Source organism: Geodermatophilus sp. SYSU D01036, assembly GCF_054050435.1.
This window is the reverse complement of sequence record NZ_JBJGZJ010000002.1, coordinates 358,399-371,830: the sequence shown is the minus strand read 5'-3', so window position 1 is coordinate 371,830 and position 13,432 is coordinate 358,399. Positions and strand designations below refer to the sequence as shown.

General features: G+C 75.0%; 12 protein-coding genes. 6 read left to right on the top strand and 6 right to left on the bottom strand.

Going from position 1 to position 13,432, the window contains the following annotated elements; all coding sequences use genetic code 11:
* The first annotated feature begins 25 nt into the window (after positions 1-25).
* Together ACI8AR_RS04225 and ACI8AR_RS04220 are read left to right on the top strand one after the other, a co-directional pair.
* Positions 26-895, top strand: a complete 870-nt coding sequence (locus ACI8AR_RS04225; RefSeq protein ID WP_457049857.1) for an aldo/keto reductase — start codon at positions 26-28, stop codon at positions 893-895.
* 160 nt (positions 896-1,055) lie between these two features.
* Positions 1,056-1,940, top strand: a complete 885-nt coding sequence (locus ACI8AR_RS04220) for a hypothetical protein (protein WP_457049856.1) — start codon at positions 1,056-1,058, stop codon at positions 1,938-1,940.
* An 80-nt stretch (positions 1,941-2,020) separates the two neighbouring features.
* On the opposite strand, the gene ACI8AR_RS04215 is transcribed toward ACI8AR_RS04220, so the two are convergent.
* Entirely contained in the window at positions 2,021-3,112 is a 1,092-nt protein-coding gene (locus ACI8AR_RS04215; protein WP_457049855.1) for a pyridoxal-phosphate-dependent aminotransferase family protein, read from the bottom strand.
* Positions 3,113-3,186: 74 nt separating this feature from the next.
* On the opposite strand from ACI8AR_RS04215, the gene ACI8AR_RS04210 reads away from it, so the two are divergent.
* Positions 3,187-3,717, top strand: coding sequence for an ASCH domain-containing protein (locus ACI8AR_RS04210; RefSeq protein WP_457049854.1), 531 nt, complete (start codon positions 3,187-3,189; stop codon positions 3,715-3,717).
* A 21-nt stretch (positions 3,718-3,738) separates the two neighbouring features.
* Here the strand turns inward: ACI8AR_RS04210 and aspS are convergent, their stop codons facing one another.
* The 4 genes from aspS to ACI8AR_RS04190 are packed head-to-tail and all read right to left on the bottom strand — an operon-like array spanning position 3,739 to position 8,488.
* Complete coding sequence (gene aspS, locus ACI8AR_RS04205; protein ID WP_457049853.1) at positions 3,739-5,514, bottom strand: aspartate--tRNA ligase; 1,776 nt, start codon at positions 5,512-5,514, stop codon at positions 3,739-3,741.
* 27 nt (positions 5,515-5,541) lie between these two features.
* Positions 5,542-6,522 carry an aldo/keto reductase gene (locus ACI8AR_RS04200; protein WP_457049852.1) on the bottom strand — a complete coding sequence of 327 codons (981 nt, stop codon included), beginning with the start codon at positions 6,520-6,522 and terminating at the stop codon, positions 5,542-5,544.
* Positions 6,522-7,796, bottom strand: a complete 1,275-nt coding sequence (gene hisS, locus ACI8AR_RS04195) for a histidine--tRNA ligase (protein ID WP_457049851.1) — start codon at positions 7,794-7,796, stop codon at positions 6,522-6,524. The genes ACI8AR_RS04200 and hisS overlap by 1 nt, the downstream gene beginning before the upstream one ends.
* A complete protein-coding gene (locus tag ACI8AR_RS04190) occupies positions 7,793-8,488 on the bottom strand; it encodes an MBL fold metallo-hydrolase (RefSeq protein WP_457049850.1) in 696 nt (231 codons plus the stop codon). Before ACI8AR_RS04190 ends, hisS begins: the two co-directional genes overlap by 4 nt.
* Before the next feature lie 167 nt (positions 8,489-8,655).
* Here ACI8AR_RS04190 and ACI8AR_RS04185 point away from each other — a divergent pair, with 167 nt between their 5' ends.
* The 3 genes from ACI8AR_RS04185 (at position 8,656) to ACI8AR_RS04175 (ending at position 10,958) form a co-directional block, all read left to right on the top strand.
* Positions 8,656-9,516: a peptidylprolyl isomerase gene (locus ACI8AR_RS04185; RefSeq protein ID WP_457049849.1), complete on the top strand. Its 861-nt coding sequence runs from the start codon at positions 8,656-8,658 to the stop codon at positions 9,514-9,516.
* Positions 9,513-10,229 carry a peptidylprolyl isomerase gene (locus ACI8AR_RS04180; protein ID WP_457049848.1) on the top strand — a complete coding sequence of 239 codons (717 nt, stop codon included), beginning with the start codon at positions 9,513-9,515 and terminating at the stop codon, positions 10,227-10,229. Before ACI8AR_RS04185 ends, ACI8AR_RS04180 begins: the two co-directional genes overlap by 4 nt.
* Before the next feature lie 81 nt (positions 10,230-10,310).
* Positions 10,311-10,958: a class I SAM-dependent methyltransferase gene (locus ACI8AR_RS04175; protein ID WP_457049847.1), complete on the top strand. Its 648-nt coding sequence runs from the start codon at positions 10,311-10,313 to the stop codon at positions 10,956-10,958.
* Here ACI8AR_RS04175 and ACI8AR_RS04170 read toward each other — a convergent pair.
* Positions 10,948-13,371: a RelA/SpoT family protein gene (locus ACI8AR_RS04170; RefSeq protein ID WP_456939038.1), complete on the bottom strand. Its 2,424-nt coding sequence runs from the start codon at positions 13,369-13,371 to the stop codon at positions 10,948-10,950. The two genes, ACI8AR_RS04175 and ACI8AR_RS04170, sit on opposite strands and share 11 nt — an antisense overlap.
* Positions 13,372-13,432 lie beyond the last annotated feature (61 nt).

The window sequence follows — 13,432 nt, the reverse complement described above, 5'->3', positions numbered from 1 at the left end:
GCTACCCGCGGGGCACGACAGCCCCGTGCACCAGCGACGCATCGGAGACCGCACCGTCGGCGCGATCGGCCTGGGGGCCATGCCCCTGTCGACCAAGACCGACCGGCCGGGCCGCGAGGAGGCGGTCGCCGTCGTCCACGCGGCCCTGGACGCCGGCGTGACCCTGGTCGACACCGCCGACGCCTACGCTCGCGACGAGGCCGAGTTCGGGCACAACGAGACGCTCGTGGCCGAGGCGCTGGCGTCCTACGGGCCGGGCGCGGGCGACGTGCTGGTGGCCACCAAGGGCGGGCACACCCGGCGGGGCACCGACTGGGAGCTCGACGGCTCGCCGGCGTACCTGCGGAAGGCGTGCGAGGCCTCGCTGCGCCGCCTGGGCGTGGACGCGATCGGGCTGTACCAGTACCACCGGCCCGACCCGGACACGCCGTGGGAGGAGTCGATGGGCGCGCTGCGGCAGCTCGCCGACGACGGCCTGGTGCAGATGGTCGGCATCTCCAACGCCGACGTCGCGCAGATCGACGTCGCCCGCTCGATCGTGGGGCCGGCGCTCGCGGCCGTGCAGAACCAGTTCTCGCCGGGGTGGCGCTTCTCGGCCGGCGAGGTCGAGCACTGCGCGGCGCACGGGCTGGCGTTCCTGCCGTGGAGCCCGTTCGGCGGCGTCACCGCGGCCGGGTCGCTGTCGGCCACCGCGCCGGCCTTCGCGGAGGTCGCGTCCGAGCTGGGCGTGTCGGTGTACCGGGTGACGCTGGCCTGGCACCTCGCCCAGGCCGACGTCGTGGTCCCCATCCCCGGCGCCTCGCGGCCGGCGTCCGTCCAGGACTCCGCCGCCGCGGCCGACCTGGAGCTGACGCCCGAGCAGCTCGCCCGCCTGGACGGGTCCGCGCCGGGTTGATCACCGGCTGCGTGCACGACACCGCGCGGGACACGCCGCCCGCCCGTGCACGCATCCGATGGTCACGGACGACGACCCGCTGACACACACAGCCGCCTGCGGCGTCCACAGATGACACGGGCGTCGGCCGGCGCGGCCGGCCACGCCCGACGGTGGCCGGGTGGAACCCCTGGACCTCGGGTCGAGCTGGACGTGGCAGGACGCGCGGGCCCGCGGCGCCACCCGACGGCAGATCGCGGCGGGCGGCGAGGAACTGAGCCGCGGCCTCTTCCTCTCGCACGCGGAGGCGGGGTCCTTCCGCGCCCGGTGTGCGGCCTGGACCCGCCTGCTGCCGCCGGACGCGGCCTTCGGGCTGGAGAGCGCCGCCGTGCTGCTCGGCGCCCACTCTGACCCTCCACCTGAGGTCCAGGTGGTGCTGCGCCCGCGGCCGGTCCTCCCGCAGCGGCGCGGGCTGGTCGTCGCGGTGCGGCAGCTCCGGGGCGAGGACGTGGTCGTCTCGGGTGGCCTGCGCGTCACCTCGGGCGCGCAGACCCTCCTCGACCTCGCGCCCGGCCTCCCTCCCGCCGAGCTGGTCGCGGTCGGCGACGCGCTGCTGCGCACCGGGGCCCTGACGCCCGAGTCGCTCGACGCGCGCCTCCGCCGCGCCGACCGGGTGCGCGGCGTCGTGCGGGCGCGCGAGTGCGCCGCCCTGCTCGACGGCCGGGCCGCGTCCCGTCCCGAGAGCCTGCTGCGGTACTGGCTCGCGACCAGCGACCTGCCCGCACCCCAGCCCCAGCTGCCGGTGCACGACCGCGGGGGCCGGGTGGTGGCGCACGCCGACCTCGGCTGGCGCCGCTACCGGGTGGCCGTCGAGTACGAGGGCCGGCAGCACGCCGACACCGGCCAGTTCGGGCGCGACGTGGACCGCTACTCGCTCATGGCGGCCCACGGCTGGCTCGTGCTGCGGTTCGCCGGACGGCACCTGTCCGGGCCGGCCGTGGTGATCGCGCGGTCCCGCGGCGCGCTGGTCAGCCGCGGCTGGCGTCCCGGCACCGCGCCGTCGTGATCATCGGATGCGTGCACGCGACACGCGCCGACACGCCGCGCGGCCGTGCACGCACCCCGTGATCGACTCGCGGGCGGTGCTCAGCGGCCCAGGACCTCGCGCAGCGCGGCGAGCACGAGGGCGACCGTGTCCGGGCGGGCGTTGTGGCCCATCAGCCCGATCCGCCAGACCGTGGCCGCGTGGGCACCGACGCCGCCGCCGATCTCCAGGTCGTAGCGCTCGAGCAGCTCCTTGCGCACGGCCGCGGAGTCGACGCCGTCGGGCACCCGCACGGTGGTGAGCTCCGGCAGCCGGTGTCCCTCCGCGGCGAACAGCTCCAGGCCCATCTCCTGCAGGCCCTCGTGCAGCAGCCGGCCGGCCTCGGCGTGCCGGGCGTGCACCGCGTCCAGGCCCTCGTCGAGGATCCGGCCGAGCCCGGCGTGCAGCGACACGACCATCCCGGTCGGCGCGGTGTGGTGGTAGGTGCGGCCACCCGACCCGGCCGCCTCCCCCGCGTAGCCGCCGAGCATGCCGAGGTCGAGGTACCAGCTGCGCGGCTCCTCGACCCGCCGCTCCCACGCCCGGTCGGAGATGGTGAACGGTGCCAGCCCGGGCGCGACGCCGAGGCACTTCTGCGAGCCGGAGTAGGCGAGGTCCACGCCCCAGTCGTCCAGCCGCACCGGGATGCCGCCCAGCGAGGTCACGCAGTCGGCGAGCAGCAGCGCGTCGCCCTTGCCGGCCGCGAGCGGCTCCAGGTCCGACAGCACGCCGGTCGAGGTCTCCGCGTGGACGGCGGCGATCAGCTTCGGCGACGGGTGCGCCTCCAGGACACGGGAGGCGTCCACGGGGGTGCCCCACTCGTGGTCCACGCGCACCACCTCGGCGCCGCACCGCGACGCGACGTCGACCATCCGCTCGCCGAACAGCCCGTTGACCGCCACGACGACGACGTCGCCCGGCCCCACGGTGTTGACGAACGCCGCCTCCATCCCCGCCGACCCCGTGGCCGACAGCGGCAGCGTGCGCCGGTTGGCCGTGCCGAACACGGTGCGCAGCCGGTCGGAGGTCTCGTCGAGGACGCCCAGGAACACCGGGTCGAGGTGGCCGAGCAGCGGCTGCCCGAGGGCGACCGTCGCCTCCGGGTAGGGGTTGGAGGGGCCGGGACCGAGCAGGGTGCGGGCGCGCAGCGGCATGCGCCGCACCCTAGGACCGGCCTCCCGCGACCGCTCCCCGACACCCCACGGGCCGGGGCCCCGAGGATGGGCCGGTGAGCAGCCACGACCGGACCACCGACGACGCACCAGCCGCGCCGCGCCGCGAGGAGGCCGCCGCGATGTGGGCGGCGTACACGGCGAGCCGCCCGGCCGGCGGCCCGCCCGAGGACGAGCCGCCCGTCGAGCGCTTCGGCGACAGCCGCGCGCTCGCCGACGAGCTGATCGGGCTGGTGCTCGCCGGCACCAAGCGGGCCACCGCGGGCCTGGTCGCCGACTTCGCGCAGGCGGACGAGCCGCTGCCCCGCATCGGCGGGCACTGGATCGCCTGCGACGGCGAGGGCCGTCCGCGCGCGGTCCTGCGCAGCACCGAGCTGCGCGTCGGCCGGCTCGACAGCGTCGACGACGGCTTCGCCCTCGACGAGGGCGAGGGCGACCGCACCCGCGCGAGCTGGCTCGAGGGCCACCGGCGCTACTTCACCCGCACGCAGGCAGCCCGCGGGCAGGCCTGGGACGACGCGCTCGAGGTCGTGTTCGAGCGCTTCCGCGTCGTCTGGCCGCCCGAGGTGGCCGACCGGGCCGGCTGAGCAGCCGGCCCGGCCGGGCCCTCACCTCGTCGGGTCGCTCGGCCCCGGGGCGCCGGGCTCGCCGGGCAGCGCGGGCTCGTCGGCGACGGCGTCGATGCCCGCCTCCTTGCGCTGCGCGTCGGTGATCGGCGTCGGCGCGCCGGTCAGCGGGTCGTAGCCGGCGCCGGTCTTCGGGAACGCGATGACCTCGCGGATCGAGTCGACACCGGCCAGCAGCGCGGTCAGCCGGTCCCAGCCGAGCGCGGCGCCGGCGTGCGGCGGCGGGCCGTAGGCGAACGCCTCGAGGAAGAACCCGAACCGCTCGCGGGCCTCCTCGCGGGACATGCCGAGGGTCTCGAACACCCGCTCCTGCAGCTCCGGGTCCGCGATCCGGACCGACCCGCTGGCCAGCTCGTTGCCGTTGACGACCAGGTCGTAGGCGTCGGACAGCGCGTTCGCCTTGTCCTCGGCGAACCGCTCCCGCCACTCCGGGGTGGGCGAGGTGAACGGGTGGTGCATGAACGTCCAGTCGCCGTCCTCGGTCTCCTCGAACATCGGGAAGTCGACGACGAACAGGAACGACCACGAGCCCGGCTCGATGAGCTCCAGCCGCTTGGCGATCTCGTTGCGCGCCGCACCCAGCAGTTCCTGCGAGGACCGGCGCGGGCCCGCAGCGAAGAACACGCAGTCGCCCGGCTGCGCGCCCACGGCCTCGACCAGCCCCGCGCGCTCGGCGTCGGAGACGTTCTTGGCCACCGGGCCGCCCAGCGTGCCGTCCTCGGCGACGGTCACGTAGGCCAGGCCGCGGTAGCCGCGCGAGCGGGCCCAGTCCTGCCAGGCGTCGAACGCGCGCCGCGGCTGCGAGCCGCCGCCGGGCATGACCACCGCGCCCACGTAGGGCGCCTGGAACACCCGGAACGGCGTGTCGGCGAAGAACTCGGTCAGCTCGGTGAGCTCGATGCCGAAGCGCAGGTCGGGCTTGTCCGACCCGAACCGGTCCATCGCCTCGCGGTAGGTCATCCGCGGGATCTCGGGGACGTCGTAGGAGGCGAGCTCCCGCCACAGCGCGCGGACGACGTCCTCGACCACGGCCAGGACGTCGTCGCGCTCGACGAAGCTCATCTCGAAGTCGAGCTGGGTGAACTCCGGCTGCCGGTCGGCGCGGAAGTCCTCGTCCCGGAAGCAGCGGGCGATCTGGTAGTAGCGCTCCAGCCCGCCGATCATCAGCAGCTGCTTGAACAGCTGCGGCGACTGCGGCAGGGCGTACCACTTGCCCGGCTGCAGCCGCACCGGCACGAGGAAGTCGCGCGCGCCCTCGGGCGTGGAGCGGGTGAGGTCCGGCGTCTCCACCTCGGTGAAGCCGTGGCCGGCCATGACGCCGCGGGCGATCCGGTTGACCTCGCTGCGCAGCCGCAGGATCCGGGCCGGGCCCTGCCGGCGCAGGTCGAGGTAGCGGTACCTGTAGCGGACGTCGTCCGAGGCGGCCTGGTCGGTCTCGATCGGGAACGGCAGCGGCGCCGCCGGCGACAGCACGCGCAGCTCGACGGCGGCCACCTCGACCTCGCCGGTGGGCAGCTCGGGGTTCTCGTTGCCTGCCGGCCGCTGCCGGACCTCCCCGGTCACCAGCACGCAGAACTCGTTGCGGAGGGCGTGCGCCTCCTCCTCGCGGACGACGACCTGGACGTAGCCCGAGGCGTCGCGCAGGTCGACGAAGACGACGCCACCGTGGTCGCGCCGGCGGGCCACCCAGCCGGCGAGGGTGACGGTGGAACCGGCGTCGGACGCGCGCAGCGTGCCGGCGTCGTGGGTGCGGAGCACTTCAGGGCCTCTCGGATAAGGGGTGTGTCACCAGCGGTCGTGCACGTGCTGCCGGATGCGCTCGTCGTAGAGCCGCTCGAGGTCGGCGAGCTCGGCGTCGGTCAGCGGCGCGAGTCCGGCGGCGGCGACGTTCGACCGCACCTGCTCCACCGAGCGGGCGCCGGGGATGACGCAGGTGACGCCGGGCTGCTGGACCACCCAGCGCAGCGCCACCTGGGCGGGCACCCGGTCGCCGCAGATCGCGGTGAACTCCCGCGCGGCGGCCACGCCGACCTCGTAGGGCACGCCGGCGAAGGTCTCGCCGACGTCGAAGGCCTCGCCCTGGCGGTTGTAGTTGCGGTGGTCGTCGGCGCCGAACGTCGTCGACTCGTCGTACTTCCCCGACAGCAGGCCGCTGGCCAGCGGCACCCGCGCCAGGATGCCGACGCCGGCGCGCTGGGCGGCCGGGAGCAGCTCCTCCAGCGGCTTGCGGCGGAAGACGTTGAGGATCACCTGGATGCTCGCCACGCCGGGGTGCTCGAGCGCGGTCAGCCCCTCGGCGACGGTCTCCACCGAGACGCCGTAGGCCGCGATCGCGCCGTCCTCGACGAAGGAGTCGAGCGCGTCGTACACCCGCTGGTCGGAGTAGACCGCGGTCGGCGGGCAGTGCAGCTGCACCAGGTCGAGGGTGTCGACGCCGAGGTTGCGCCGCGACCGGTCGATCCAGGCCCGCAGGTTCTCCGGGGTGTACTGCGCCGCCTCGAACGGGTCGGCGCGGCGACCGGCCTTGGTGGCCACGAACGGCCGCTCCGACCGGGTGGCCAGCGCCTTGCGGATGCGCTCCTCGCTGCGGCCGTCGCCGTAGACGTCGGCGGTGTCGAGCAGCGTCACGCCGGCGTCGAGGGCGGCGTCGAGGACCCCGCCCGCGGTCTCCTCGTCGACGTCGCCCCAGTCACCGCCCAGCTGCCACGTGCCCAGGCCGACGACGCCGACCTCCGCGCCGGTCCGTCCGAGGGGTCGGGTCTCCATCACTCGCTCACTCCCGTAGCAGCCGCAGCTCTCAGCGCCTCGAACAGGTCACCCACGGGGACGGCGCGCTGCTCCCCCGTGCGCAGGTCCTTCAGCTGGCCGACGCCCTCGGCCAGGTCCCGCTCGCCGACGACGACCGCGTGCGAGGCACCCGACCGGTCGGCGGCCTTCATCGCGCCCTTGAGCCCGCGGTCGCCGTAGACGGTGTCCGCGGACACGCCGGCCTCGCGCAGCTGCCCGACCAGCCGGACCGCCAGCCGCTTGGCCTCGGCGCCCAGCGGCACGACGAACGCCTGCACGCCGGGGGCGGCGGCGACGTCGAGCCCCTCGGCCTGCACGGCCAGCAGCGTCCGGTCGACGCCGACGGCGTAGCCGATGCCGCTCACGTCCGGGCCGCCGAGCGCCGCGGACAGGCCGTCGTAGCGGCCGCCGCCGCCGATCGCCGACTGCGCGCCCAGCCCGTGGTGCACGAACTCGAACGTCGTCTTCGTGTAGTAGTCCAGCCCGCGCACCAGCCGGGGCGCCTCGGTCCAGGTGACGCCGAGGTCGGTGAGGTGCTGGCGGACGGCGTCGTAGTGCGCCTTCGTGGAGTCCGACAGGTGGTCGACCATCAGCGGGGCGTCGTCGAGCTGGGCCTGCACCTCGGGCCGCTTGTCGTCGAGCACGCGGAGCGGGTTGATCTCCGCCCGGCGCCGGGTCTCCTCGTCGAGGTCGAGCTTCTCCAGGTGGGCGACGAGCAGCTCGCGGTACTGCGGCCGGCAGGTCGAGTCGCCGAGCGAGGTGAGCAGCAGCTCGAAGTCGGTGAGCCCGAGGTCGCGGAAGCCCTGCACGCCCAGCGCCACGACCTCGGCGTCCAGCGCGGGGTCGTCGACGCCGAGCGCCTCCATGTCGACCTGCGTGAAGTGCCGGTAGCGGCCGGCCTGCGGGCGCTCGTAGCGGAACGCCGAGCCGACCGTCCACAGCTTCACCGGCAGCGGGCCGGTGTGCAGCCGGTGCTCGATGAACGCCCGCACGAGCCCGGCGGTGAGCTCGGGGCGCAGCGTGAGCGAGCGGCCGCCGCGGTCGTCGAAGGTGTACATCTCCTTCGTCACGACGTCGGTGGACTCCCCCACGCCGCGGGAGAACACCGCGGTCTCCTCGAACACCGGCGTCTCGACGTAGCCGTAGCCGGCCCGCCGCAGCGGCGCGGTGAGCGTCTCGCGGACGGCGAGGAAGCGCGCCGAGTCCGGCGGGAGGACGTCGAAGGTCCCCTTGGGCGCGGACAGCCCCGTCACAGACCCCGTCCCTTCGGTGCGCTCGCGGCCTCGGCCAGGTACGGGTTGGTCGCCCGCTCGCGTCCGATCGTCGTCGCCGGGCCGTGGCCGGGCAGCACGACGGTCTCGTCGTCCAGCGGCAGGACCACCTCGCGCAGCGAGGTGAGCATGGCCTCCCAGGAGCCGCCGGGCAGGTCCACCCGGCCGACCGACCCGGCGAACAGCACGTCGCCGGCCAGCAGCCCGGGGGCCCCGCCGAACTCACTGCCGAGGTCGAGGGAGAAGACCACCGAGCCCTGCGTGTGGCCGGGCGCGTGGCGGACGGTCAGCTCGACGCCGGCCAGCGAGAGCACGGCGCCGTCGGCGAGCGGCTTGACCTCGGTGGGGTCGGGCAGCCGGACGCCGGTGATCAGCGGCGCCAGGGCCGGGCCGTGCCAGCGCGCGGGGTCGGCGAGCATGCCCGAGTCGTCGGGGTGCAGGTAGGCCGGGATGTCGTAGCCCTCGCAGACGGGCAGCACGGAGAAGGTGTGGTCGAGGTGGCCGTGGGTCAGGACGACGGCGACCGGCTTGAGGCCGTCGTCGGCGAGCACCCGGGCCAGCGGCTCCACCGCGTCCATGCCCGGATCGACGACGACGCACTCCTGGCCGGGCCCGGGGGCGACGGCGTAGCAGTTGGTGCCGAAGGCGCCGGCCGGGAACGAGCGGATGAGCACCCGTGCAGGTTACGCGGGGGATCGGGGCCGCTCCGGTCCGGCAACCGAGGGTCCACAGGAGCGGCACCTACACTCGCGGATCGACCAGCGGGGAGACCGCGGAGCGCGGCCGAGGCCGGATCCGGACCCCGCGGAACGTCCCGTCCGTCCGAGGAGTGTCCCGACCCGTGCCGACCAACAAGCAGCGGCGGGTTGCCGCCCAGCGTCGCCTGCAGCGCCAGCTCGAGCGGCGCGCCGAGCTCGCCCGCAAGCGCCGCCGCAACCTGCTCGTCGTGGTGACCGTGATGGCCGTCGTGCTCGTCGCCGGGGCGGTGGCCCTGGTGGCCGGGCTCGGCGGGGACGACGACGACAGCGCCCGGGCCGCCGCCAGCAGCAGCTCGGCCGCCGCCACCGAGGGCAGCGAGGCCACCGCGGCCCCGGCGGTCACCAACGCCGACGGCACCGTCACCTGCACGTACGCGCCCGACACGTCCGGCAACCCGAACCTGACCGACGTCGGCACCCCGCCGGACCCGGCCTCCACCCCGGCCAGCGGCACGGTGCAGCTGCTCATGAGCACCGACCAGGGCGACGTCCCCCTGACGCTGGACCGCGCGAAGGCCCCGTGCGCCGCGGCGAGCTTCGCCTTCCTCGCCTCGCAGCAGTTCTTCGACGGCAGCACCTGCCACCGCGAGGTCAACCAGCCGACCTTCGGCGTCCTGCAGTGCGGCGACCCGACCGGCACCGGCTCCGGCGGCCCGGCCTACAAGTTCGCCGAGGAGGTCACGCCGGAGACGACCTACCCGCGCGGCACGATCGCCATGGCCAACAGCGGCACGCCCGGCTCCACGGGCAGCCAGTTCTTCCTGTGCTTCGTCGACACCGACCTGCCGCCGGACTACACCGCGGTCGGCACCGTCGACGAGGCCGGTCTCGCGGTGCTCGACACGATCGCCGCGGCGGGCAACGACGGCTCCTTCGAGCCCAGCCCCGGCGGCGGCGCGCCGAACCTCCCGGTGACCATCACCTCGATGACCGTCGTCGCGTGAGGCCGGCGCGGGCGGGCGCCGGTCTCACCGGCGCGCTGCTGGCGCTGTCGGCCTGCACGAGCACGGTCCCCGGCTCGGCGTCGCCGGTCCCCGACGGGACCGGCGACGCCGCCGGCGGCGGCGCGGGCGCCGCGACCGTGGCCTGCGAGTGGGTGGCCGCCCGCTCCGGCAACCCCTACGCCGTGGAGGTCGCCCCGCCCGACGACGAGGTGCCCGCCGAGGGCACCGCGGCGCTGCGGATGACGACCAGCCTGGGCGAGCTCGTGCTCACCCTGGACCGGGCCGGCGCCCCGTGCGCGGCGGCGAGCATGCTCCACCTGGCCGCCCGGGGCTTCTTCGACGGCTCCTCCTGCCACCGCGAGGTCGACAGCGAGGGCCTGCAGGTGCTGCAGTGCGGCGACCCGACCGGCACCGGCGCCGGCGGGCCCACCTACGCCTTCCCCACCGACGTCGACGGCGACGAGACCTACCCCCGCGGCACGGTGGCGATGGCCAACAGCGGGCAGGGCCTCGACGGCAGCCAGTTCTTCCTCGTGTGGGGCGACAGCTCGCTGCCGCCGGACTACACCGTCGTGGGCAGGGTCGACGACGGCGGCCTGGCCGTCCTCGACGTCGTCGCGGCCAACGGCAACGACGGCTCGCTGGACCCCTCCCCCGGCGGCGGCGCCCCGACCGTCCCGGTGACGGTCACCTCGATGGCGCCCGTCGGCTAGTGGACGAAGGACCCCGTCCTCCCCACCCCTCGCGAGCTCGGGGCGGGGCCCGGGACGGGGCCGAAGGGCACACTCGTGGCGGTGACCGCCCGACCTGATGCCTACGCGGGGTTCCCGCCCGGGTTCTTCGCGCGCGACGACGAGCGGCCCGACGCGGAGTTCTACGGCCCGCCGCGGCTGGTCACCCACATCGACGACGCCGCGGTCGCCGCGGTCGGCGACCTCTACGCCCAGCTCGGCATCGACGGCGCGGCGCCGGTCCCCCGCCGGGTGCTGGACCTCATGTCCTCGTGGGTCTCGCACTTCCGCACCCCGCCGGCGGAGCTGGTGGTGCTCGGCCTGAACGCCCGCGAGCTCGCCGCCAACCCCGCGGCCACCGAGCGGGTCGTGCAGGACCTCAACGCCGATCCGCGGCTGCCGCTGCCGGACGCCGACGTCGACGCCGTGGTGTGCTGCGTGTCGATCGACTACCTGACCCGGCCGATCGAGGTGCTCGCCGAGGCCGGGCGGGTGCTGCGTGCGGGCGGGCCGCTGGCGGTCACCTTCTCGAACCGCTGCTTCCCCACCAAGGCCGTGCACGGCTGGCTGGCCACCACCGACGAGCAGCACGGCGCGCTGGTCGCGGAGCTGGTCCGGCGCACCGGGCTGTTCAGCGAGCCGGAGGTGTCGCTGCGCACCCCGCCCGGCGCCGGGGACCCGCTCCACGCGGTGGTGGCGCTCAGGCGGTGACGCGCTCGACGTCGAAGACGCCCTCGACGTTGCGCACCGTCTGCAGCACCGCGCCGAGGTGCGCGGGGTCGGCCAGCTCGAAGGTGAACCGGCTGACCGCCACCCGGTCCCGGCTGGTCTGCACCGACGCCGAGAGGATGTTGACCCGCTCGTCGGCCAGCGCCTTGGTGACGTCGGACAGCAGCCGGTGCCGGTCCAGCGCCTCGACCTGGATCGAGACGAGGAACACCGAGCCGGGCTGGCTGGCCCACTCGACCTCGACCAGCCGCTCGCTCTTGCGCCGCAGGTCCGCGGCGTTGGTGCAGTCGGTGCGGTGCACGCTCACCCCGCCGCCGCGGGTGACGAAGCCGAGCACGTCGTCGCCGGGCACCGGGGTGCAGCACTTGGCGAGCTTGGCCCAGACGTCGCTCATCCCGTGGACGACGATCCCGGGGTCGCCGCTGGCCGGGCGCCGGTGCAGCGGCCGCCGGGTGGGGATCGCGGTCTCGGCGATGTCCTCGACCGCGCCCTCGGCGCCGCCGAGCGCGGTGATCAGCTTGTCGACCACCGACGCCGCGGAGATCTGGTTCTCCCCCACCGCCGCGTACAGCGCCGTGACGTCGGCGTAGCGGAGGTCCTTGGCCAGCGTGACCAGTGCCTCGCCGCCGAGCAGCCGCTGCAGCGGCAGGCCGGCCTTGCGCATGGCCCGGGTCAGGGCCTCCTTGCCGGCCTCGACGGCGTCGTCGCGGCGCTCCTTGGTGAACCACTGGCGGATCTTGGTCCGCGCGCGGGAGGAGCCGACGAAGGACAGCCAGTCCTTCGAGGGGCCGGCCGTGGGCGAGCGGGAGGTGAAGATCTCGACGACGTCGCCGTTGGACAGCTTGCTGTCCAGGCTGACCAGCGTGCCGTTGACCCGGGCGCCGATGCAGCGGTGGCCGACCTCGGTGTGCACCGCGTAGGCGAAGTCCACCGGCGTCGACCCGCCGGGCAGGCTCATGACGTCGCCCTTGGGCGTGAAGACGAAGACCTCCTGCGGACCGAGGTCGTAGCGCAGGGTCTCGAGGAACTCGCCGGGTTCCTGGGCCTCGCGCTGCCAGTCGAGCAGCTGGCGCAGCCACAGCATGTCGTCGGGCGTACCGACCTTCGAGGCGCCGAACTCGCCGGGGCCGGGCTTGCCGCCCTGCCGCGCCTTCTCCTTGTACTTCCAGTGCGCGGCGATGCCGTACTCGGCGGTGCGGTGCATGTCGTGCGTGCGGATCTGCAGCTCGACCGGCTTGCCCTGCGGCCCGATCACCGTCGTGTGCAGCGACTGGTACATGTTGAACTTCGGCATCGCGACGAAGTCCTTGAAGCGCCCGGGCACCGGCTGCCAGTGCGCGTGCATGATGCCCAGCGCCGCGTAGCAGTCGCGGACGGTGTCGACCAGGATCCGGATGCCGACGAGGTCCCAGATGTCGGTGAAGTCCCGGCCGCGGACGATCATCTTCTGGTAGATCGAGTAGTAGTGCTTGGGCCGGCCGGTGACGACGGCCTGGATGCCGGCGGCCTTGAGCTGCTCGGTGACCGCCGCGGTCACCTCGGCCAGGTAGGTGTCGCGCGACGGCGCCCGCTCGGCCACCAGCCGGACGATCTCGTCGTAGCGCTTGGGGTAGAGCGTGGCGAACGCGAGGTCCTCGAGCTCCCACTTGATCGTGTTCATGCCCAGCCGGTGGGCCAGCGGGGCGAGGATCTCCAGCGTCTCGCGCGCCTTCTTCTCCTGCTTCTCCGGCGGGAGGAAGCGCAGCGTGCGCATGTTGTGCAGCCGGTCGGCGAGCTTGATGACCAGCACCCGCGGGTCGCGGGCCATCGCGACGATCATCTTGCGGATCGTCTCGGCCTGGGCGGCGTCGCCCAGCTTCACCTTGTCGATCTTGGTGACGCCGTCGACGAGGTGGGCGACCTCGGGGCCGAAGTCCGCGCTGATCGCCTCGAGGGTCTTGCCGGTGTCCTCGACGGTGTCGTGCAGCAGCGCGGCGACCAGCGTCGTGGTGTCCATCCCGAGCCCGGCGAGCACGGTGGCCACGGCCAGCGGGTGGGTGATGTAGGGGTCGCCGCTCTTGCGCCTCTGGGTGGCGTGGGCGGCCTCGGCGACGTCGTAGGCCCGCTGCAGCAGCCCGAGGTCGGCCTTGGGGTGGCTCTGCCGGTGCAGCGCGGCCAGCGGCTCGAGCACCGGGCGGACCTCGCTGCGCTGGCCCGCGACGATGCGGCGGGCCAGCCGGTCGCGCACCCGGCGGGGGCGGGCGGGGGCGCCCTCCTCCGGCGGCTCGCTGCCGACGTCGTCGGGACGGCGGACCAGCGGCCGGGACGGCAGCGGAGCGCGCTCGTCCTGCGGCGGGGCGGGGTCCTCCTCGGGCCGCGCGCCAGCCACGCGGGTGGCGGGCGCGTCGGGTGCCACGGCGACTCCTGCGGGAGCAGAGGAGGAACGACCAGCACCATGCTAGCCGCGGGCGCCAGGG